The organism is Pseudomonas sp. PS01300 (assembly GCF_029960155.1).
GTDB classification, from domain to species: Bacteria; Pseudomonadota; Gammaproteobacteria; order Pseudomonadales; family Pseudomonadaceae; genus Aquipseudomonas; species Aquipseudomonas palmensis.
Map to the genome: position 1 here is coordinate 72,330 of NZ_JASCPN010000008.1, position 20,427 is coordinate 92,756.

The window sequence follows — 20,427 nt, forward strand, 5'->3', positions numbered from 1 at the left end:
GCTTCGGGTACCCGCCTCACGCACCCGTACGGCACGCTTCCAGCGTCTTGAGCTGACCCTCTGGGCGCTGGTTGTCCTCGCTCAGCCAGCGTTCGAAACCAGCGGCAATGGCCGGCCATTCGTCATCGGTGATGGAGTACCAGGCCGTGTCGCGGTTGTGGTCCTTGGTCACCATGTGCTTGCGAAACACCCCTTCGAAGGTGAACCCGAAACGCTCGGCCGCGCGCTTGGAGCGGGCATTGTCGTTGTTGCACTTCCATTCCAGACGCCGGTTGCCCAGGGCGAAGGCCTGCTTGCCCAGCAGGTAGATGGCCTCGGTGCCCCTGGGCGTGCGCTGCATGGCCGCGCCGAAGGCAATGTGGCCGATCTCGATACGGCCCTGCTCGGGCACGATCGACATCAGGCTGAGGATACCCTGGGTCTGCCCGCTGGCCAGGTCGATCACGCTGTAGAACAGCGGGTCGCTGCTGGCGGCGTTGCTGTCTAGCCAGTGGTCGAAGTCTTCGCGCTCGGTGAATGGTCCGTAGGCCAGGTACTTCCACAGTGTCTGGTCGGCCTCGGGGCCCTGGAACACCGCCCACAGGTGCTCGCGGTCGCGGCGCGGGTCGAGTTTTTCCAGGCGGATGAAGCGCCCGACCAGCGGGACAGGCTGCGGGGCCTTGGCCGGCCGCCAGTTCAACGGTGTGCTCATGGTGGCTTCTCCGATTACAGGGCTTTGCGGAACTGGATGAAACCCGGCCGTTCGGCCACCTGTTCATACAGCGAAATACCGGTGGCGTTGGTTTCATGGGTCAGCCAGTGCACCTTGGTGCAGCCGGCCTGGCGCGCCGTGTCGTACACCAGCTCGATCAGCTGGCGGCCCACGCCCTTGCCGCGCTGGTTGGCGTCGACATACAGATCCTGCAGATAGCAGGCGTTTTCCACCGTCCAGTTGGAGCGGTGGTAGATCCAGTGCACCATGCCCACCGCCTTGCCATCGACCCAGGCCAGCGCAGCGTTGGTCGGCTCGCTGGTGTCGAGCATGCGCTGCCAGGTCACGGCACTGACCGCCTCATCGATGCGGGTCTCATAGAAACGCTGGTAGGCCTGCCACAGCGGCAGCCAGGCGGCGTGGTCATCGGCGGTCACGGGGCGCAGGGTCACGGTAGACATCGAAGGATCCTTGTGTGCGATACAGGGGGTTGGCGAATGGCCCCATCCTAGGCAGGCTATTGGCTTATGGTAAGAGCCATTTCCAGCTTATTTGGCAGGTCCATTTCATGAGCGAACGCAGCGTTGCCTTGCCCTTCGACCCCACCGGCATCGTGCTGGACCGTCGTCAGGGGCTCAGTCGCCAGTTGTACCAGGCGCTGCGCCAGCGCGTGCTGGACGGGCGACTGGGTAGCGGCACGCGTCTTCCCGCCACCCGCGACATGGCCGCAGCGCTGGCCGTCTCACGTAACAGCGTAGTTCGTGCCTACGACCAGCTGTATGCCGAAGGCTATATCGAAAGCCGGGTGGGCGATGGTACCTACGTCAGTCAGCTGCCAAAACTATCCACAAAACTGTCCACAGGGTTATCCCTGGGTTTTTCCACAGGGTTATCCACAAAAACGGGTGATTGCACTGAGGATTTATCCAGTAAAGTTATCCACACGGGCGTGCTGGAGCGCCTGGAAAACAATCATTTATCCGTGCATGAGCCTCGTGCGCCGCGGGCTTTTCAGGTTGGCATACCGGCCTTCGATCTGTTCCCCTTCGAGGTGTGGGCCAAGCTGCAGGCGGGTTTCTGGCGAAATCCCGACCCGGCGTCACTCGGTTACGGCGACCCGGCCGGAGAACCGCTGCTGCGCGAGCTGATTGCCACCTACCTGCGTCGCTCCCGTGGGTTGTCCTGCGTGGCTGAACAAATTGTGATCACCAGTGGTGCGCAGCAGGCAATCAGCCTTTGTGCACAGCTGCTGCTGGCGCCCGGTGACGGTGTGGCTGTGGAAAACCCCGGCTATCGTGCGGCGGGCAAAGCCTTCGCCATGGCGGGCGCGAAGGTGCATGGCGTGGGGGTGGATCTCGACGGGTTGCAGTGCGCTGCCCTGGCCCAGTTGCCCAACTGTCGCCTGAGCTACGTTACCCCCGCGCATCAGTACCCCACCGGCGTCACCCTGAGCCTGGCGCGTCGCCTGGAACTGCTGGCCTGGGCCGAGCGCAACGACAGCTGGATCATCGAGGACGACTACGACGGCGAGTACCGCTACAGCGGCGCGCCGTTGGCCCCGCTGGCAGCCCTGGACCGCAGCGGACGGGTGCTGTATGTCGGCACCTTCGGCAAGGTGGCCTTCCCGGCGCTGCGTCTGGGTTACCTTGTGCTGCCGGCCCGGCTGGTGGAGGCATTCTCGCGCTTTCGGGCGTTGGCGGTGCGCCATTCCGAGGTCGGCACACAGGCGGTGATGGCGCAGTTCATGGCCAAAGGGCACTTCCAGCGTCATATCCGGCGCATGCGCCGCGCGGCGTTGAGCCGGCGCAATGCGCTACTGGCCGGCTGGCCGAAGGCTGTGGCGGGGCTGGGAGCCTTGCCGGAGGTGGCGGCGGGCCTGCACCTGAAGATCGACGTGCACAGCCAGGCGCGCGAACGGGAACTGATCGCCCGTGCCGCAGCGGTGGGTGTCGAACTCAATGCGCTGAGTGATTACTGGTTGCCCGACACGCCGCTGCCTGTGGATAAGCGTGCCGGACTGGTGCTGGGGTTCGCGGCCGTGAACGAGGCCGCGATTGCCCAGGCCCTGGCACGCCTTGCACGTGCCTGGGCCGACTGAGCCTAGCCTTGACGGGCGCGCTCGAAGCCCTCGAGCACGTTGACCGCGTTGACGCCGATCTCGGCCACGGCATAGCCACCTTCCATGATGAACAGGGTCGGCTTGCCCAACTGCGCGATGCGCTCGCCCATGGCCAGGTAGTCGGGGCTGTCGAGCTTGAATTGCGAGATCGGGTCGTCCTTGAAGGTGTCCACGCCCAGCGAGATCACCAGCACTTCGGGGTCATACGCGCCGATGCGTTCGCAGGCTTCGTCCAGCGCGCCGCGCCAGGTGGCCCAGTCGCTGCCTGCCGGCAGCGGGTAGTTGAAGTTGCAGCCCAGCCCGTCGCCTTCGCCGTGCTCGTCGGCATAGCCGAGGAAGAACGGGAATTCGGCCTGCGGGTCGCCATGGATCGAGGCGAACAGCACGTCGTTGCGTGCGTAGAAGATCTGCTGGGTACCGTTGCCGTGGTGGTAGTCCACATCCAGGATCGCCACGCGCTGGCGACCGTGGTCGATGAAGGCCTGGGCGGCGATCGCGGCGTTGTTCAGATAGCAGTAGCCCCCCATCACGTCGCTGGCGGCATGATGCCCCGGTGGCCGGCACAGGGCGAAGGCGCTGTGGGCACCGGCCTGCACCGCCGCCTGTGCGGTCAGGGCAACCTGCGCCGAGCTGTAGGCGGCCTGCCAGGTGCCGGCGGTGATCGGTGCACCGGCGTCGAAGCTGTAATAGCCCAGCTCGCCATGCAGGCCGCTGGGTTTGACCTGGCGCAGGCTGCGCGCCGGCCAGGTGAACGGCAGCAGGTCGCCGTCATGGCCCAGTGCGCTCCAGCGCTGCCAGGCGCCCTGGAAGAAGTCCAGGTAGTCGGCGCTGTGCACGCGCAGCAGCGGTGCGCGGCCAAAATCGGTAGGGCCTTCGACGGGCCCCAGGCCCTGGGCCTTGACCCGCTCGAGCACATGGTCGGCACGCGAGGGCATTTCGAAGCAGGGCATCAACTGCCCGTCGATCAGCTCGCAGCGGCCGTGGTGCAGGCGATGGTCATCGGAATAGATCGTCAGCATTTTTTGTTCTCCGGGTTTACTGGCGTGGCCCCATTGTCGAGAGGTACGCCCACCGGCAGAACGGCGCAAACGGCCAAAAGGGGATCGATATGGCCAACACGGTTGTCCGCATTTCGCCCCCTCGCGGTGCATGCGCGTGTTTCAGGCGCGAAAATGGCTCGGTGCCACGCCGCTCCAACGCAGGAAGGCGTGTCGGAAGCTGGCCGGCTCGCTGAAGCCCAGCACCTCGGCGATGCGGTAGATCGGCAGCTCGTCCTCGGCCAGCAACTGCTTGGCCCGTTCGAAGCGCAGCTCATCGAGTAGTTGTTGATAACTGCTGCCCAGCTCGTGCAGGTGGCGACGCAGGGTGCGTGACGAACAACTCATCTGCCGCGCCAGGCCCTCGAGGCCTGGTGGTGCCTCCAACTGCTGCTGCAGCAGCTGGCGAATGCGCCCGAGCCAGGCCTGGCGCCCGGTGAATTCCAGGTTCTGCCGGCGGCAGCGTTCGCTCATCGCACGGTGGGTGATCGGGTCGGCCAGGGGCAGGGCCCGGGCCAGCCAGTGGCGTTCGAAGGCAAAGGCATTGTCGCTGGCGCCGAACTGCAGGGGGCAGTCGAAAGGCGCACTGTAGAGCGCCTGGTAATCCGGGGCAGGGTGAGCGAAACGCGCGCCCAGCAAGGGCAGCGGCTGGCCGAGCAGGTCGTTGCAGATGACCTTGAGCGACGTCAGGCAGAACTCGGCATTGAACGCCGCAAGCTCCGGGGCCTGGCCGTAGTCGCTGGCGCTGAACCAGACCCGCTCGCCGTCCTCGATCAGGCGCAGCTGGAAAAGTGTTCCCAGCAGCGCGGGGTACTGCAGGGCCAGGTGCAGGGCGTCACCCAGGGTGGCACCGGAAAGCAGGGCGTAACCGAGCATGCCGTAGGATGAAACGTGCATGCGCTGGCCCAGTTCCAGCCCGACTTCCCGGCGCATGGCCACGGCGTTGGCGCACACGCGCAGTTCCTGGTGCGTGGTGATGCGCCAGTCGGCGCGGCCCAGGTCGGCCGGGGTGATGCCGGTGCCTTCGAGCAGCCGATGGGCGGCATGGTCTTCGTCCTTGAAGGCCTGCAGCATCAGGGAAACCGCGTTCAGGGTGGTGAGGTGGGAGTGGAGCATGCTCGGCATCCGGCTGAGGGGCTTGGGGTTGAGTGAGCAATTTGTATGCCCTTCAGGGCCTGTTCGCTGGCAAGCCAGCGAAGGGCTCAACGTAATTCGCCAGCCAGGTCCAGCCCAACCAGCCGTCGCACCTCGTCAACTGGCAACTGGCTACCGAGCAATGCCTGCAATTTGCCGAACGCCGCCTCCCGGGTCATTCCGCCACCCGACAGCACACCGGCCTCGCGCAGGCGGCTGCCGGCTGCGTACACCTCCAGTTCGACCCCGCCTTCATGGCACTGGGTGATCGCCACCACCACGATGTCACGCGCGCGGGCCTGTTCCAGCACGGCCACGAACGCATCGTCATCACACGGCCCGGTGCCGCTGCCATAGCATTCCAGCACCAGCCCCTGGACCCCGCTGTCGAGTGTGGCCTGCAACAGCGCGGCGTCGAGGCCTGGCACCAGCGGCAACACTGCAACCTTGGCCACCTGCAGCGGCGCGCGATAAGCCAGTGCTGCCGGTACAGGCGCCTGCGCCGCACCGCCCGAGCGCTGCAAGGTCGCGAACGGGTTCCGGCCGAAGCTGCGCACCTTGGCGGTGCGGTTTGGTGCCAGCAGCTGACCGTGGAAATACTGCTGAACACCCGGCGACGTACCCTGGCTCAGCACCTGCAGCGCCCCCGTGAGGTTCTCCCACGCATCGCTGTCCGGCGTACCGGCCGGCAGCATCGAGCCGGTGAACAGCACCGGCACCGTCAGCCCGAGCAACTGGAAGCTCATGGCGGCGGCGCTGTAGGCCAGGGTGTCGGTGCCATGCAGCACCAGCACGCCATCGCAGCCCTGGCCATCCACTGCTTCGATGATCGCGGTGCGCAGGCGCTGCCAGTAGCAGGGCGTCATGTTGGCGCTGTCGATCAGCGGCAGCAGTTCGCGGAACTGCCAGGCTGCCAGGCCAGGTTGCCCGGCCAGTTGCTCACGCATGCGCTGCTCGAAGCCCGACGCAGGGGCCAGGCCGCCGGCGCTGGCCTGCATGCCGATGGTGCCACCGGTGTACAGCACCATGATGTTGTGGGCAGGGGCCGGGGTCATGGCCTGTCTCCGTGCTCGACTGAAGGAAAGCCGACCACCTTACGCCATCCCCCGGCGCGCTGTCAGCGGCCGGGCCGCCCGAGTTCGCGATGGGCAGCGTGACGGCCAGCGGTTACCATCGCGCCTGCTTCAGGACGAAGGTGCCAAGGACGTGTCGACGAACAAGTACAAATCCGCGCAAGAGCGCCTGTGCGCCGCGGTGGACCTCAATTGCCCGGCATGCGGCCACGTCTGGTTGCCGAGCGAGGGCGAGCTGGAAACGCTCATGGGCGGGCAGCCGCTCACCTGTGCAAAGTGTGCCCAGGCACTGGTGTTGCCCGAGGCGGATCACCGGGCCATGAAGCGCCACCTCAGCCGTTCCAACTGGGCAGACCTGATCAGCGGGCTGGGCGTGGTGCTGTGCTTTATCGGGGTGCTCACGGTGCGCCATTACACGGGCGATCTGACCGCCTTCATGGTGGCGCTCTGCCTGGCGTTCGTGTGGTGGTTCATGAAGGAGATCGTCAGCGATTCGACCTTCCTGAATGTGCTGCTGCTGCCCTCGTCGGCAGAAGCAGCCGACACCACCGGTTCGCTGTAGGCGCCGGCATTGCTGGCGAAGCTCGCGGCGCAGGCAAAAAAAAGGGCCCGGAGACAAAGTCCCTGGGCCCTCAAAAGGTGAGAGGTGTCTAGTCCCTCAACCTGGTGAGCGGTAGTACGGCGTCGGTTACGCTTTGAGCGGTACCAGACGCGGTGCAATCATGTTTTCCGGACGCAGGATGTCGTTGAGCATCGCTTCGTCCAGCAGGCCTTCCTCACGCACCAGTTCCAGTACGCCGCGGCCGCTTTCCAGCGCGATACGGGCAATACGGGTGGCGTTTTCGTAGCCGATGTACGGGTTCAGGGCGGTGACCAGGCCGATCGAGTGTTCGACCAGTTCACGGCAGCGCTGTTCGTTGGCGGTGATGCCGACGATGCAGTGCTCGCGCAGCATGTCCATGGCGCGTTGCAGCAGACGGATCGAGTCGAAGATCTTGTAGGCGATCAGCGGCTCCATCACGTTCAGCTGCAGCTGGCCGCCTTCGGCCGCGATGGTCAGCGCGATGTCGTTGCCGATGATGGCGAAGGCCACCTGGTTGACCGCTTCCGGGATAACCGGGTTGACCTTGCCGGGCATGATCGAGCTGCCTGGCTGACGCGCCGGCAGGTTGATCTCGTTGATGCCGGTGCGCGGGCCGCTGGACAGCAGGCGCAGGTCGTTGCAGATCTTCGACAGCTTGACTGCAGTGCGCTTGAGCATGCCGGAGAACAGCACGAAGGCGCCCATGTCGGAGGTGGCTTCGATCAGGTCGGCAGCCGGTACCAGCGGCTGGCCGCTGATCAGCGCCAGACGCTGTACGGCCAGGGCCTGGTAGCCCGGGTCGGCGTTGATGCCGGTACCGATCGCGGTACCGCCCAGGTTGACTTCGGTCAGCACTTCCGGCGCCAGGGTGCGCAGGCGGTTGAGGTCTTCGGTCAGGGTGGTGGCGAAGGCACGGAATTCCTGGCCCAGGGTCATCGGCACGGCGTCCTGCAGCTGGGTACGGCCCATCTTCAGTACGTGGCTGAACTCTTCACCCTTGGCAGCGAAGGCTTGGATCAGGCTGTCGAGGCTGGCCAGCAGCGCATCGTGACCCAGCAGCAGGCCCAGACGGATGGCGGTCGGGTAGGCGTCGTTGGTCGACTGCGCCATGTTCACGTCGTTGTTCGGGTGCAGGTACTGGTACTCGCCCTTCTGGTGACCCATCGCTTCCAGCGCGATGTTGGCGATCACTTCGTTGGCGTTCATGTTGGTGGAGGTACCGGCACCGCCTTGAATCATGTCGACCACGAACTGCTCGTGGAAGTCACCGCGGATCAGGCGGGCACAGGCCTCGCTGATGGCGGCGTGCTTGGCATCGCTCAGGTGACCCAGCTCGCGGTTGGCGTCGGCAGCTGCCTGTTTGACCATGGCCAGGCCGACAACCATTTTCGGGTAGTGCGACAGCGGCACGCCAGAGAGGTGGAAGTTGTTGGCAGCACGCAGGGTCTGGATACCGTAGTAGGCATCAGCAGGGACTTCGAGGGTGCCAAGCAGGTCTTTTTCGACACGGAACGATGCAGCAGCGGACATGATAGAGATCATCTCGAGTTAGGCCCGGCACATGCCGGAATGGCGCCAATCCTAGGCCTGCACGGATTTTGCGGCCAATGCTGTTGCACGCTAACCTATGCACAAACGGCATAACGTTCCATGTGACGCCAATTGACATTCGAGCGTGTACCATTTTGGTGCATGCCTGGAGAGCCCGATGAACCTCGAAAGCAAATGGCTGGAAGATTTCAGCGCCCTGGCCGCCACCCGCAGCTTTTCCCAGGCGGCGGAGCGTCGCTTCGTGACCCAGCCGGCGTTCAGCCGGCGCATTCGCAGTCTGGAGGCTGCGTTGGGGCTGACCCTGGTCAACCGCTCGCGCACGCCAATCGAGTTGACCGCTGCCGGCCAACTGTTCCTGGTGACGGCGCGCACGGTGGTCGACCAGCTGGGCGAGGTGCTGCGCCACTTGCATCACCTGGAAGGCGGGCAGGGCGAGGTGATCCAGGTGGCGGCGGCGCACTCGCTGGCGCTGGGCTTCTTTCCGCGCTGGATCGCGCAGTTGCGCAACGACGGTCTGAACATCGCCACGCGGCTGGTGGCGACCAACGTCGGCGATGCGGTGCACGCCCTGCGCGAAGGTGGCTGCGACCTGATGCTGGCGTTCTACGACCCGGATGCGGCCCTGCAGATGGACGCCGAGATCTTCCCCTCGCTGCACCTGGGGCACACCGAGATGCTGCCGGTGTGTGCAGCGGATGCCGACGGCAAGCCGCTGTTCGACCTGGAAAACGACGCCAGCGTGCCCTTGCTGGCCTACAGCGCCGGAGCGTTTCTGGGGCGTTCGGTGAATCTGCTGCTGCGCCAGCGCAACCTGCGCTTTACCACCATCTACGAAACCGCCATGGCCGACAGCCTCAAGAGCATGGCCCTGGAAGGCCTGGGTATTGCCTGGGTGCCGCGCCTGTCGGCCCGTGCCGAGCTTGAACGTGGCGAGCTGGTGATCTGTGGCGGTGCGCAATGGCACGTGCCGCTGGAGATCCGCCTGTACCGCTGCGCGCTGGTGCGCAAGGCCAACGTGCGCCTGCTGTGGCGCAAGCTCGAAGGCGGGCCGGCGACGGCTTGACTCCAGAGTCAGCCCGAAGCCCTGAAAAAGCCCGAAAAATAAGGCTTACAGTTGGTCGCCGGGGTGCATCAAACACACGGCTTTACGATATACTGCGCGGCCTTCGGTCGGTACACCCGGCCCTAATTCGCATAACAAGCCACGCCGGTCGTCCCTGCGTGGCTTGTTGTTTTTTGACGCGCCTGAAGGCGCCCAAGAGAAGAGGCTCGACGATGAGTGCACTGGTTGGCGTGATCATGGGCTCCAAGTCCGATTGGTCCACCCTTAGCCACACCGCCGATATGCTGGAAAAACTCGGCATTCCCTACGAAGTGAAGGTGGTTTCCGCCCACCGCACGCCGGACCTGCTGTTCCAGTACGCCGAAGAGGCCGAAGGCCGTGGCATCGAGGTGATCATCGCCGGTGCCGGTGGCGCTGCCCACCTGCCAGGCATGTGCGCCGCCAAGACCCACCTGCCGGTGCTGGGTGTGCCGGTGCAGTCGGCCATGCTCTCGGGCGTCGATTCGCTGCTGTCGATCGTGCAGATGCCGGCCGGCATCCCGGTTGCCACCCTGGCCATCGGAAAGGCCGGCGCGATCAACGCCGCGCTGCTCTCGGCGAGCATCCTGGGCGCCAAGCACCCGCAGTTCCATACCGTTCTGAAACAGTTCCGCGCTGAGCAGACAGACAACGTTCTGGACAATCCAGACCCGCGCCAGGCCTGAGGTCACACGCATGAAAATCGGTGTAATCGGTGGCGGCCAACTGGGCCGCATGCTGGCCCTGGCGGGTACCCCGCTGGGCATGAACTTCGCTTTCCTCGACCCGGCCCCTGACGCCTGTGCGGCCGCCCTGGGCGAGCACCTGCGTGCCGACTACGGCGACCAGGATCACCTGCGCCAGCTGGCCGACGAAGTCGACCTGGTGACCTTCGAATTCGAAAGCGTGCCAGCCGAGACGGTGGCCTTCCTGTCGCAGTTCGTGCCGGTGTATCCGAGCGCCGAAGCGCTGCGCATCGCCCGCGACCGGCTGTTCGAGAAGAGCATGTTCCGTGACCTGGGCATCCCGACCCCGGCCTTCGCCGACATCCAGTCGCAAGCCGACCTGGAGGCCGCCGTCGCCAGCATCGGCCTGCCGGCCGTGCTCAAGACCCGCACCCTGGGTTATGACGGCAAGGGCCAGAAGGTGCTCCGCACCGAAGCCGATGTTGTCGACACGTTCGCCGAACTTGGTAGCGTGCCCTGCCTGCTGGAGGGCTTCGTGCCGTTCACCGGCGAGGTGTCGCTGATTGCCGTTCGCGGCCGCGATGGCGAGACGCGCTTCTACCCGCTGGTGCACAACACCCACGACAGCGGCATCCTGCGCCTGTCGGTGGCCAGCGAAGACCACCTGCTGCAGGGCCTGGCCGAAGACTACGCGAGCCGCGTGCTCGAGCAGCTCGACTATGTCGGCGTGCTGGCGTTCGAGTTCTTCGAGGTCGACGGTGGCCTGAAGGCCAACGAGATCGCGCCGCGTGTGCACAACTCCGGGCACTGGACCATCGAAGGCGCCGAGTGCAGCCAGTTCGAGAACCACCTGCGCGCCGTGGCCGGCCTGCCGCTGGGCTCGACCGCCAAGGTCGGCGAAAGCGCCATGCTCAACTTCATCGGCGAAGTGCCGGCGGTGGCCGCGGTCGTGGCTATCGACGACTGTCACCTGCATCACTATGGCAAGGCCTTCAAGGCCGGGCGCAAGGTCGGTCACGCCACCCTGCGCTGCGCCGACATGGCCACGCTGGAGCAGAAGATCCAGCAGGTCGAAGCGCTCATCGCAGGCTGAGCGGAACCATTCCCGCCGCGCATCCCTCTGATGGCAGGATGCCAAAGCGCTGACTAGGCTTTGGCTCGTGCACTCAATTCAGAGGGAATGCCATGGGTATCATCGGAACCATCTTCATCGGCCTGATCGTCGGCTTGCTGGCACGTTTTCTGAAGCCGGGCGACGACAGCATGGGCTGGATCATGACCATTCTGCTGGGTATCGCCGGCTCTCTGGCGGCGACCTACGGTGGCCAGGCGCTGGGGATCTACCATGCGGGCGAGGGTGCTGGCTTCCTCGGTGCACTGGTGGGTGCAATCATCCTGCTGGTGATCTACGGCATGATCAAAAAGCGCTGACAGGGCGCTAGAATGCTCGGCAACTTTCCGTCAGTTGCCGAGCTTTTTTTCATGCGCCGAGTCGTACTGCTTACCCTGTTGCTGTGTAGTGGCCTGGCCCGCGCCGAGCTGCCCGAGACCGACTGGCTGGAGCTGATGCCCAAGTCGGACCAGAAGGCGCTGGAGCAGATGCCCGAGATCGACCACAACTCCCCCGAGGCGATGGGTACCTTTACCGAGAAGGGTGGCCTGAAGCAGAGCAAGGGCCTGCCGGCGGTGATGTATTCGAGCAAGACGGTGGCTGCCATGAACGGCAGGCAGATCCGTCTGGGCGGGTACCCGGTGCCGTTGGAGACCGACGCCAAGGGCAACAGCACGCTGTTCTTCCTCGTGCCCTATCCGGGCGCCTGCATCCATGTACCGCCACCGCCGCCCAACCAGCTGGTGCTGGTGCGTTATCCCCATGGCCTGAAGCTGGACGATATCTACACGCCGCTGTGGGTCAGCGGCACGCTGAAGGTGGAGAAGGTCAGCAATGACCTGGCCGATGCGGCGTATGCGCTGGATGCGGGGAAGGTGAGGGTTGTGGAGGACTCCGACCTGTAACCGCGTCGTCTGCATCGCGGGTCAAGCCCGCTCCCACAGGTACAGTGCTGCCCTCATGATCAGTGCAATGCCCGGTGGGAGCGGGCTTGACCCGCGACAGCGGTCTAGAGCGGTTCGCTGCCGATACTGACACTCAGCGAATGGGTCGCCCCGGGCGCAAGTTCCACCACGTCATCCCACACGTTCGCCGTCTCGATGCACAGCATCCGCTGCCAGCCGTCATCGGCCATGTCCGTGAGCTGCGCGGCGCGGTCCACCCACGGGTTCCAGATCACCGCCGAACGCGAACCCTGGGTACGCAGGGTGATACGCCGGTTCCAGCCCGGGTCGACGATGCTCAGACGCTCAGGTGTCTGCAGGTAGATGCGGTCGGTTTCCCCGGCAAACCCCAGGTCGCCCTGCTGGGTGCGTTGCTCCCAGTCTGCCAGCGTCTCGATGTAGGCCAGCCCGTCCACGCCTTCAACCCGCGCGCCACGCACATCGCTGACTGCAAAGTAGCTGTGCAGCGCCTGGCTGAGGGTGACGCTGCCACTGCCCAGGTTGTGGCTGTCGAGGGTCAGCGCCAGTTCTTCGCCGAGCACGATGCTCAGTTTCAGTTCCACCGTGTGCGGCCAGCCGGGTAGCTCTCCCAACGCCTGGGGTAGCGTGAAGTCCACGCGTACCGAATCCGCACTGCTGTCGATACCCAGCAACTGCCAGTCACGCCCGCGCACCAGCCCGTGGGCCGGGGCCTCGGCGCCGTGGAACATGGCCTGTACGGCCGCTGGGTTGCGTTGCAGGTTGCCGAACCAGGGCCAGCACACCGGGGCACCGGCGCGCACCGATTTGCCCTGCCTGAAGATCGCCTGATCGCTGAGCCACAGCAGCGGCGGCTCGCCCACGCGCTGGTAACTGAGCACCTGTGCGCCCTGCTGGGCAATCAGCAGCTCGGCGCGAGGCGTGGTGATACGCCAGCAGGCAAGCTCGCCATGCTGTTCGACTTCTACCTTGGATGTGGACATGCGTTGCTCTCGAAGGGTGGCCTACGAGGTCTTGGACCTCGCGCAGACCCTCGAGTTTAGCGCGCCCCAGGCTCAGCGACGAGGCGGCACCGAGCGGGTGCGGCCGCTGCCGTCGATGGCGACGAACACGAACACCGCCTCGGTGACCTTGCGCCATTCACTGCTCAGCGGGTCGTCGCTCCACACCTCGACCATCATCTGGATCGAGCTGCGGCCGATTTCCAGGGTCTGGGTATAGAAGGACAGTTGCGCGCCCACCGCCACCGGCACCAGAAAGGCCATGCGGTCGATCGCCACGGTGGCGACGCGCCCGCCTGCGACTCGGCTGGCCATGGCCGTGCCGGCCAGGTCCATCTGGGCGACCAGCCAGCCGCCGAAGATATCGCCGAAACCGTTGGTTTCACGGGGCAATGCGGTGATCTGCAAGGCCAGGTCGCCTTGCGGAATAGGATCTTCTTGTTCGAGTTCAATCATGCCGGGGGTGCCTCTGACCCGTAACGCTTCGTTGGTTTGCGCTGGTGCGGACGCCGCGAAAAACGATTCAGCACGAACATACTACGCTGCTTCGCTCTGCCGTGCGGCGAAGGGAAACTCTGCGAAACCGACTAAGCATACCTAGCGGCGTTTTCGCACAACATCCCACACAAGGCGTAACCGTTTGATACGAGCGGCCAGTATATAGAGCCGCGCGTGGGGCGACGACCATGCGGTCATGATTATCTGCCCCGATTATGTCGATCCATGTGCTTTTTCGAACAATTTGCTATCGTTCGACCTCCTGACAGGCCGGGGCCAGCGCTGCCGCGGCCTGATTTGCCAATAAGAGACGCTTCGATGACCTCCGTGCCCCCCTCCATAGAGCAGCCCTCGCGGCCGCTCACCCGCAGTGACTACAAGACCCTGTCGCTCTCCGCCCTGGGCGGGGCGCTGGAGTTCTACGACTTCATCATCTTCGTGTTCTTCGCCGCGGTGGTGGGCAAGCTGTTCTTCCCGGTCGACATGCCCGAGTGGCTGCGCCTGATGCAGACCTTCGGCATCTTCGCTGCCGGCTACCTGGCGCGCCCGCTGGGCGGCATCGTGATGGCCCACTTCGGCGACCTGCTGGGGCGCAAGAAGATGTTCACCCTGAGCATCTTCATGATGGCCGTGCCGACCCTGATCATGGGCCTGCTGCCCACCTACGCACAGATCGGCATGTGGGCACCGATCCTGTTGCTGCTGATGCGCGTGATCCAGGGCGCCGCCATTGGCGGTGAAGTGCCGGGTGCCTGGGTGTTCGTGTCCGAACACGTGCCGGCGCGCAACATCGGCTACGCCTGCGGCACGCTGACGGCGGGCCTCACCTCGGGCATCCTGCTCGGCTCGCTGGTCGCGACCCTGATCAACACCGTATACACCCCCGAGCAACTGAGCGACTACGCCTGGCGGATCCCGTTCCTGCTCGGCGGCGTGTTCGGCCTGTTTTCGGTGTACCTGCGCCGCTGGCTGCACGAAACCCCGGTTTTCGCCGAGATGCAGCAGCGCAAGGCATTGGCCGAGGAAGTGCCGCTGCGCGCGGTGCTGCGTGACCACCGTGGCGCCATCGTACTGTCGATGCTGCTGACCTGGCTGCTGTCGGCCGGCATCATCGTGGTCATCCTGATGACCCCGACCGTGCTGCAGACCCTCTACGGCATCAGCGCCACCGAGGCCCTCAAGGCCAACAGCCTGGCCATCGTGCTGCTGAGCATCGGCTGCATCGTGGCCGGGCGCCTGGCCGACCGCTTCGGCGCCGGGCGCGTGTTCATCGTCGGCAGCCTGGCGCTGCTGGCCAGCTCCTGGAGCTTCTACCACAACCTGGCGGCGCACCCTGAGTGGCTGTACCCGATGTACGCCGTTACCGGGCTGTGCGTGGGCATCGTCGGTGCGGTGCCTTACGTGATGGTGCGCGCCTTCCCGCCGGTGGTGCGTTTCAGCGGCCTGTCGTTTTCCTACAACCTGGCCTACGCGATCTTCGGTGGCCTGACCCCGATCATGGTCACCTCGCTGATGAAGTTCAGCCCGCTCGGCCCGGCCTACTATGTCGCCGGCATCTGCACCCTGGGCCTGCTGGTAGGCATCTACCTGCTGCTCACCAAGCGCTGAAACCCCGCCCCGCGTCCGCTATAAAGGCCATCCCTCGAACGAGGTGATGGCCTTTCATCTAATTGTCACATTCAGTTCATAGAGTAGTCATACGGCCTGCAGATACTTGGGCCCGATCCATCTACCCCCAATTCCTGCTAGGAGTAAGGCATGAAACTGAAGCGTTTGATGGCGGCCCTGACCTTTGCCGCCGCTGGCGTTGCGACTGCCAACGCAGTTGCCGCTGTTGATCCTGCTATTCCGACCTACGTCAAAACCACCGGCGTATCGGGCAACCTCTCCAGCGTCGGTTCCGATACCCTGGCCAACCTGATGACCCTGTGGGCCGAGGCCTACAAGAAGGAATACCCGAACGTAAACATCCAGATCCAGGCCGCCGGCTCCTCCACCGCGCCACCCGCGCTGACCGAAGGCACCGCCAACCTGGGCCCGATGAGCCGCAAGATGAAAGACGTCGAGCTGCAGGCGTTCGAACAGAAGTACGGCTACAAGCCGACCGCCATCCCGGTCGCCGTCGACGCCCTGGCCGTGTTCGTGCACAAGGACAACCCGATCAAGGGCCTGACCATGGCTCAGGTCGACGCCATCTTCTCCTCCACCCGCCTGTGCGGTGCCAAGGCCGACGTGAAAACCTGGGGCGACCTGGGCGTGACCGGCGACCTGGCCAACAAGCCGGTCCAGCTGTTCGGTCGCAACTCGGTATCCGGCACCTACGGCTACTTCAAGGAAGAAGCCCTGTGCAAAGGCGACTTCAAGCCTAACGTCAACGAACAACCTGGCTCGGCGTCCGTCGTGCAGTCGATCAGCAGCTCGCTGAACGGTATCGGTTACTCGGGCATCGGCTACAAGACCGCCAGCGTGAAAACCGTGGCCCTGGCCAAGAAAGAAGGCGGCGCGTTCGTCGAAGACAACGAAGCCAACGCCCTGAACGGTACCTACCCGCTGTCGCGTTTCCTCTACGTCTACGTCAACAAGGCCCCGAACAAGCCTCTGGCCCCGCTGGAAGCCGAGTTCGTCAAGCTGGTGCTGTCGCAGGCCGGTCAACAGGTCGTGGTGAAAGACGGTTACATCCCGCTGCCCGCCAAAGTGGCCGAGAAAGCGCTGGCCGACCTGGGTCTGAACCACGCCGCCAAAGGCGTCGCTGCAAACTGAGTGTGAACGGGCGCGCCCTGCATTTGTGCGGGCCGCGCTGCAAATTGCGAGTCCGCTGCCAGGCATGCCTGAGCGGCGGGCTTTTTTGCGTCACTGCATTGTCATGTTTTTGTCATACGGGACCGCTAGGGTGAGCGCATGAATGATCTGGCCAACTCCACCATGACCCAAAATTCTCCCCCCGTGCGGATTGATTTCAATACGCCCGAGCTGCAACGCAAGCGTCGCCTGCGTGCATTCAAGGACCGCCTGACCCGCTGGTATGTACTGGTGGGCGGGCTCGCCGTGCTGGCGGCGATCACCTTGATCTTCTTCTACCTGGCCTACGTGGTGGTGCCGCTGTTTCAAGGCGCCGAACTGACCACCAAGAAGGCCATGACCCCGGCCTGGCTGACCCAGGACGCCGGCAAGCCGCTGATGATCGCGCTCGAAGAGCAGAACCTGGTCGGCATGCGCGTCTCGGACAAGGGGCAGGCGCTGTTCTTCGACACCAAGACCGGTGCCGAGCTCAAGCGTGTCGACCTGCCGGTACCGGCCGGCACCCAGGTGACCTCGATCGGCGCCGACCAGCCGGGCAACCCGCTGGTGGTGCTGGGCCTGTCCAACGGCCAGGCACTGGTGTTCAGCCACAGCTACAAGATCACCTACCCGGACAACCACAAGACCATCACCCCGGCCATCGACTACCCCTATGGCCAGCAACCGTTCGCCCTCGGCGATTCGGGCCGTGCGCTGGAGCACGTGAGCCTGAACGTCAATGGCGACACCCTGGTGGTGGCCGGCTCCAGCGGTGCGCAGTTGCAGGTACTGCAACTGAGCCGCGAAGAAAACATGATGACCGGCGAAGTCACCAGCGAGCAGAACCACATCGAACTGCCGCAGATGACCGAGGCGGTCAAGGCGATCTTCATCGACCCGCGCCAGCAGTGGTTGTACGTGATCAACGGGCGGGCCCAGGCCGATGTGTTCAGCCTGCGCGACAAGAGCCTCAACGGTCGTTACAAGCTGCTCGACGACGCCGATGCCGAAGTCACCGCCAGCGCCCAGCTGGTGGGCGGCATCTCGCTGATCATCGGTGACTCCAAGGGTGGCCTGGCCCAGTGGTTCATGGCCCGCGACCCGGACGGCGAACAGCGCTTCAAGCAGATCCGTACCTTCCAGATGGGCAAGGCGCCGATCGTGCAGATCGATGCCGAAGAGCGCCGCAAGGGCTTCGTGGCACTGGATGCCAGCGGCAAGCTCGGCGTGTTCCACAGCACCGCACATCGCACCCTGCTGGTGGAGCCGATGGCCGAAGGCGCCGGCGTGCTGGCACTGTCGCCACGGGCCAACCGCCTGTTCGTCGAAGAGGGCGGCAAGCTGATCCCGGCCAGCCTGCGCAACCCGCACCCGGAAGTGTCCTGGAGCGCGCTGTGGAGCAAGGTCTGGTACGAGAACTACGACGAGCCCAAGTACGTCTGGCAGTCCACCGCGTCGAACACCGACTTCGAGCCCAAGCTGAGCCTGTCGCCACTGACCTTCGGTACGCTCAAGGCCGCGTTCTACGCGATGATCCTGGCCGCACCGCTGGCGATTGCCGCAGCGATCTACACCGCCTACTTCATGGCCCCGGGCATGCGCCGCAAGGTCAAGCCGGTGATCGAGCTGATGGAGGCGATGCCCACGGTGATCCTCGGCTTCTTCGCCGGGCTGTTCCTGGCGCCTTACCTGGAAGGGCATCTGCCCGGTGTGTTCAGCCTGTTCGTGGTGATGCCGTTCGGCATCCTGCTGGCCGGCTTCATCTGGAGCCGCCTGCCGGAGTCGATCCGCCTGCGTGTGCCGGATGGCTGGGAAGCGGCGATCCTGATCCCGGTGATCCTGTTCACCGGCTGGGGTGCGCTGACCCTGAGCCCGTTCCTCGAAACCTGGTTCTTCGGCGGCGACATGCGCCTGTGGATCACCAATGACCTGGGCATCACCTACGACCAGCGCAACGCCCTGGTGGTCGGTATCGCCATGGGCTTTGCGGTCATCCCGAACATCTACTCGATTGCCGAGGACGCCGTGTTCAGCGTGCCGCGCAGCCTGACCCTGGGCTCGCTGGCACTTGGCGCCACGCCGTGGCAGACCCTGACCCGCGTGGTCATCCTGACCGCCAGCCCGGGCATCTTCTCGGCGCTGATGATCGGCATGGGCCGCGCGGTGGGTGAAACCATGATCGTGCTGATGGCCACGGGCAACACCCCGGTCATGGAAATGAACCTGTTCGAAGGTATGCGCACCCTGGCGGCCAACGTCGCGGTGGAGATGCCCGAATCGGAAGTCGGTGGCAGCCACTACCGCGTGCTGTTCCTCGCCGCGCTGGTGCTGCTGATGTTCACCTTCGTGATGAACACCTTGGCCGAGCTGATTCGCCAGCGTCTGCGCAAGAAATACTCGTCGCTTTGATAGAAAGGTAGAGATCCGTGAAAAAGGATTCCCTCAAGAGCTGGTTCAAGAGCGGCGCCCCTGGCGTCTGGATAAGCGGTGGCGCGGTGTCCATCGCGGTGATCATGACCATCGGTCTGCTCTCCGTGATCGCCGTGCGCGGCCTGGCGCACTTCTGGCCGGCCGACCTGATCCAGGCCAGCTACAACGTGCCGGGTCAGGCCAACCACATCGTCATCGGCGAAGTGGTGCAGAAGGAAGAGGTGCCGCTGGCACGCCTCAAGGGGGCCGGCCTGCCGGTACCCGACAACGGTCCGGAGTTCATGACCCGCGAGCTGATCAAGGTCGGCAACCGCGACCTCAACGGCAGTGACTTCACCTGGGTGGTCGGCGACTGGCTGGTGGACCAGCAGAAGCCGGTCGACCTGATCGCCCTGGAGCGCCGCGAGTGGGGCAACTTCTACGGCTACCTGGTCAGCGTCAAGGAAAACGGCAAGGTGGTTGCCGAAGGGCAGGCCGCCTGGAACGAGCTGCAGGCACGCCTCAAGCGTGCTGCCGGCCTGGCCGGCGAGCTGCAGAAGCTCGAGAAGAAGGACATCGGTGCGATCAACCATGGCCTTGAGCGCCTGCGCCTGCAAGCCCGCAAGCTGGAACTGCAAGGCAAGCTGACCCCTGTAGCGCAGGCCGACATGGATGCCGAGCGCGCCGAGCTGAACAACCGCTACAAGGCCATCGAGGACCGCCTGGGCAAGCTGCACCAGGACTTCAGCCGCGACAGCCTGGTGGCCCGTGACGGCAATGGCCGCGAAGTCGAGATCAACCTCGACAAGGTGGTGCACGCCTACCAGCCCAACGCCATGAACAACTTCACCAAGCTTGGCACCTACTTCGCCAAGGTGTGGGAGTTCCTCAGCGACGACCCGCGTGAAGCCAACACCGAGGGCGGGATCTTCCCGGCGATCTTCGGCACCGTGATGATGACCCTGATCATGGCCGTGATCGTCACCCCGTTCGGCGTGCTGGCGGCGGTGTACCTGCGTGAATATGCCCGCCAGGGCCCGGTGACCCGGCTGATCCGCATCGCGGTGAACAACCTGGCCGGCGTGCCGGCGATCGTCTACGGCGTGTTCGGCCTGGGCTTCTTCGTGTACGTGCTGGGCGGCTCGCTCGACCACCTGTTCTTCCCCGAAGCACTGCCGGCGCCGACCCTGGGTACCCCGGGCCTGCTGTGGGCCTCGCTGACCCTGGCGCTGCTGGCGGTGCCGGTGGTGATCGTGGCCACCGAAGAAGGCCTGGCGCGGATCCCGCGGACCGTGCGCGAGGGCTCGCTGGCCCTGGGTGCGACCAAGGCCGAGACGCTGTGGAAGATCGTGCTGCCGATGGCCAGCCCGGCGATGATGACCGGCATGATCCTGGCCGTGGCCCGTGCCGCGGGCGAGGTGGCGCCGCTGATGCTGGTGGGTGTGGTGAAACTGGCGCCGTCGCTGCCGGTGGACGGCAACTACCCGTACCTGCACCTGGACCAGAAGATCATGCACCTGGGCTTCCACATCTACGACGTCGGCTTCCAGAGCCCCAACGTCGAGGCCGCGCGGCCGCTGGTGTACGCCACGGCGCTGCTGCTGGTGATGGTGATCGCCACGCTCAACCTCTCGGCGGTATGGATACGCAACCACCTGCGCGAGAAGTACAAGGCGCTGGACAGCTGATACCCCTTATTGCAAGCGCCGCCCGTGTGTTGTGCCGGGCGGTACGATGAAACGAAATTGATAG

19 protein-coding genes are annotated in these 20,427 nt (G+C 64.8%); 11 read left to right on the forward strand and 8 right to left on the reverse strand.

Annotation, left to right across the window (positions count from 1 at the left end):
• Positions 1-16 precede the first annotated feature (16 nt).
• Positions 17-691, reverse strand: a complete 675-nt coding sequence (locus QMX96_RS07075) for a GNAT family protein (RefSeq protein WP_043861528.1) — start codon at positions 689-691, stop codon at positions 17-19.
• A 14-nt stretch (positions 692-705) separates the two neighbouring features.
• Positions 706-1,152, reverse strand: coding sequence for a GNAT family N-acetyltransferase (locus QMX96_RS07080; protein ID WP_043861529.1), 447 nt, complete (start codon positions 1,150-1,152; stop codon positions 706-708).
• A gap of 107 nt (positions 1,153-1,259) precedes the next feature.
• Between QMX96_RS07080 and QMX96_RS07085 the strand changes: the two genes are divergently transcribed.
• Positions 1,260-2,789, forward strand: coding sequence for a PLP-dependent aminotransferase family protein (locus QMX96_RS07085; RefSeq protein ID WP_282361478.1), 1,530 nt, complete (start codon positions 1,260-1,262; stop codon positions 2,787-2,789).
• Positions 2,790-2,791: 2 nt separating this feature from the next.
• Here QMX96_RS07085 and QMX96_RS07090 read toward each other — a convergent pair whose 3' ends face one another.
• The 3 genes from QMX96_RS07090 to QMX96_RS07100 form a co-directional block, all read right to left on the reverse strand.
• The gene (locus QMX96_RS07090) at positions 2,792-3,829 is read right to left on the reverse strand and encodes a histone deacetylase family protein (protein ID WP_043861530.1); all 1,038 of its coding nucleotides are present in this window, start codon (positions 3,827-3,829) and stop codon (positions 2,792-2,794) included.
• Positions 3,830-3,970: 141 nt separating this feature from the next.
• Positions 3,971-4,963 (reverse strand): AraC family transcriptional regulator, encoded by a 993-nt coding sequence (locus QMX96_RS07095; RefSeq protein WP_282361480.1) that lies wholly within the window; start codon positions 4,961-4,963, stop codon positions 3,971-3,973.
• Between the two features lie 86 nt (positions 4,964-5,049).
• Positions 5,050-6,036, reverse strand: a complete 987-nt coding sequence (locus QMX96_RS07100; RefSeq protein ID WP_282361481.1) for an asparaginase — start codon at positions 6,034-6,036, stop codon at positions 5,050-5,052.
• On the opposite strand from QMX96_RS07100, the gene QMX96_RS07105 reads away from it, so the two are divergent.
• Positions 6,035-6,616 carry a hypothetical protein gene (locus QMX96_RS07105; protein WP_229589177.1) on the forward strand — a complete coding sequence of 194 codons (582 nt, stop codon included), beginning with the start codon at positions 6,035-6,037 and terminating at the stop codon, positions 6,614-6,616. The genes QMX96_RS07100 and QMX96_RS07105 overlap by 2 nt on opposite strands.
• Before the next feature lie 126 nt (positions 6,617-6,742).
• Here QMX96_RS07105 and aspA read toward each other — a convergent pair whose 3' ends face one another.
• Complete coding sequence (gene aspA / locus QMX96_RS07110) at positions 6,743-8,167, reverse strand: aspartate ammonia-lyase (protein ID WP_043861534.1); 1,425 nt, start codon at positions 8,165-8,167, stop codon at positions 6,743-6,745.
• Positions 8,168-8,345: 178 nt separating this feature from the next.
• Between aspA and QMX96_RS07115 the strand changes: the two genes are divergently transcribed.
• From QMX96_RS07115 to QMX96_RS07135, 5 genes are all read left to right on the forward strand, one after another.
• Complete coding sequence (locus QMX96_RS07115) at positions 8,346-9,251, forward strand: LysR substrate-binding domain-containing protein (protein WP_043861535.1); 906 nt, start codon at positions 8,346-8,348, stop codon at positions 9,249-9,251.
• A gap of 212 nt (positions 9,252-9,463) precedes the next feature.
• A complete protein-coding gene (gene purE, locus QMX96_RS07120; RefSeq protein WP_054916459.1) occupies positions 9,464-9,955 on the forward strand; it encodes a 5-(carboxyamino)imidazole ribonucleotide mutase in 492 nt (163 codons plus the stop codon).
• Positions 9,956-9,965: 10 nt separating this feature from the next.
• A complete protein-coding gene (locus tag QMX96_RS07125) occupies positions 9,966-11,048 on the forward strand; it encodes a 5-(carboxyamino)imidazole ribonucleotide synthase (RefSeq protein ID WP_210014033.1) in 1,083 nt (360 codons plus the stop codon).
• 92 nt (positions 11,049-11,140) lie between these two features.
• Entirely contained in the window at positions 11,141-11,386 is a 246-nt protein-coding gene (locus QMX96_RS07130; RefSeq protein ID WP_043861538.1) for a GlsB/YeaQ/YmgE family stress response membrane protein, read from the forward strand.
• A gap of 51 nt (positions 11,387-11,437) precedes the next feature.
• Complete coding sequence (locus QMX96_RS07135; RefSeq protein ID WP_043861581.1) at positions 11,438-11,971, forward strand: DUF3299 domain-containing protein; 534 nt, start codon at positions 11,438-11,440, stop codon at positions 11,969-11,971.
• A gap of 104 nt (positions 11,972-12,075) precedes the next feature.
• On the opposite strand, the gene QMX96_RS07140 is transcribed toward QMX96_RS07135, so the two are convergent.
• Both QMX96_RS07140 and QMX96_RS07145 read right to left on the reverse strand, forming a co-directional pair.
• A complete protein-coding gene (locus QMX96_RS07140) occupies positions 12,076-12,972 on the reverse strand; it encodes a D-hexose-6-phosphate mutarotase (protein WP_100634852.1) in 897 nt (298 codons plus the stop codon).
• A gap of 72 nt (positions 12,973-13,044) precedes the next feature.
• Complete coding sequence (locus QMX96_RS07145) at positions 13,045-13,446, reverse strand: acyl-CoA thioesterase (RefSeq protein ID WP_009402429.1); 402 nt, start codon at positions 13,444-13,446, stop codon at positions 13,045-13,047.
• Positions 13,447-13,806: 360 nt separating this feature from the next.
• On the opposite strand from QMX96_RS07145, the gene QMX96_RS07150 reads away from it, so the two are divergent.
• The 4 genes from QMX96_RS07150 (at position 13,807) to pstA (ending at position 20,363) form a co-directional block, all read left to right on the forward strand.
• Complete coding sequence (locus tag QMX96_RS07150; RefSeq protein ID WP_043861540.1) at positions 13,807-15,096, forward strand: MFS transporter; 1,290 nt, start codon at positions 13,807-13,809, stop codon at positions 15,094-15,096.
• Between the two features lie 150 nt (positions 15,097-15,246).
• On the forward strand, positions 15,247-16,248 hold the full coding sequence (locus QMX96_RS07155; RefSeq protein WP_043861541.1) for a phosphate ABC transporter substrate-binding protein PstS: 1,002 nt from the start codon (positions 15,247-15,249) through the stop codon (positions 16,246-16,248).
• Between the two features lie 138 nt (positions 16,249-16,386).
• Positions 16,387-18,675 carry an ABC transporter permease subunit gene (locus tag QMX96_RS07160; RefSeq protein ID WP_043861542.1) on the forward strand — a complete coding sequence of 763 codons (2,289 nt, stop codon included), beginning with the start codon at positions 16,387-16,389 and terminating at the stop codon, positions 18,673-18,675.
• 17 nt (positions 18,676-18,692) lie between these two features.
• Positions 18,693-20,363: a phosphate ABC transporter permease PstA gene (gene pstA, locus QMX96_RS07165; protein WP_043861543.1), complete on the forward strand. Its 1,671-nt coding sequence runs from the start codon at positions 18,693-18,695 to the stop codon at positions 20,361-20,363.
• The last annotated feature ends 64 nt before the right edge of the window (positions 20,364-20,427 follow it).

Bases quoted from the DNA above. Each gene is read 5' to 3' on its own strand.
- QMX96_RS07075 (WP_043861528.1), bottom strand. From the start codon at position 691: ATGAGCACACCGTTGAACTGGCGGCCGGCCAAGGCCCCGCAGCCTGTC.
- QMX96_RS07080 (WP_043861529.1), bottom strand. From the start codon at position 1,152: ATGTCTACCGTGACCCTGCGCCCCGTGACCGCCGATGACCACGCCGCC.
- QMX96_RS07085 (WP_282361478.1), top strand. From the start codon at position 1,260: ATGAGCGAACGCAGCGTTGCCTTGCCCTTCGACCCCACCGGCATCGTG.
- QMX96_RS07090 (WP_043861530.1), bottom strand. From the start codon at position 3,829: ATGCTGACGATCTATTCCGATGACCATCGCCTGCACCACGGCCGCTGC.
- QMX96_RS07095 (WP_282361480.1), bottom strand. From the start codon at position 4,963: ATGCTCCACTCCCACCTCACCACCCTGAACGCGGTTTCCCTGATGCTG.
- QMX96_RS07105 (WP_229589177.1), top strand. From the start codon at position 6,035: ATGGCCTGTCTCCGTGCTCGACTGAAGGAAAGCCGACCACCTTACGCC.
- QMX96_RS07100 (WP_282361481.1), bottom strand. From the start codon at position 6,036: ATGACCCCGGCCCCTGCCCACAACATCATGGTGCTGTACACCGGTGGC.
- aspA (WP_043861534.1), bottom strand. From the start codon at position 8,167: ATGTCCGCTGCTGCATCGTTCCGTGTCGAAAAAGACCTGCTTGGCACC.
- QMX96_RS07115 (WP_043861535.1), top strand. From the start codon at position 8,346: ATGAACCTCGAAAGCAAATGGCTGGAAGATTTCAGCGCCCTGGCCGCC.
- purE (WP_054916459.1), top strand. From the start codon at position 9,464: ATGAGTGCACTGGTTGGCGTGATCATGGGCTCCAAGTCCGATTGGTCC.
- QMX96_RS07125 (WP_210014033.1), top strand. From the start codon at position 9,966: ATGAAAATCGGTGTAATCGGTGGCGGCCAACTGGGCCGCATGCTGGCC.
- QMX96_RS07130 (WP_043861538.1), top strand. From the start codon at position 11,141: ATGGGTATCATCGGAACCATCTTCATCGGCCTGATCGTCGGCTTGCTG.
- QMX96_RS07135 (WP_043861581.1), top strand. From the start codon at position 11,438: ATGCGCCGAGTCGTACTGCTTACCCTGTTGCTGTGTAGTGGCCTGGCC.
- QMX96_RS07140 (WP_100634852.1), bottom strand. From the start codon at position 12,972: ATGTCCACATCCAAGGTAGAAGTCGAACAGCATGGCGAGCTTGCCTGC.
- QMX96_RS07145 (WP_009402429.1), bottom strand. From the start codon at position 13,446: ATGATTGAACTCGAACAAGAAGATCCTATTCCGCAAGGCGACCTGGCC.
- QMX96_RS07150 (WP_043861540.1), top strand. From the start codon at position 13,807: ATGACCTCCGTGCCCCCCTCCATAGAGCAGCCCTCGCGGCCGCTCACC.
- QMX96_RS07155 (WP_043861541.1), top strand. From the start codon at position 15,247: ATGAAACTGAAGCGTTTGATGGCGGCCCTGACCTTTGCCGCCGCTGGC.
- QMX96_RS07160 (WP_043861542.1), top strand. From the start codon at position 16,387: ATGAATGATCTGGCCAACTCCACCATGACCCAAAATTCTCCCCCCGTG.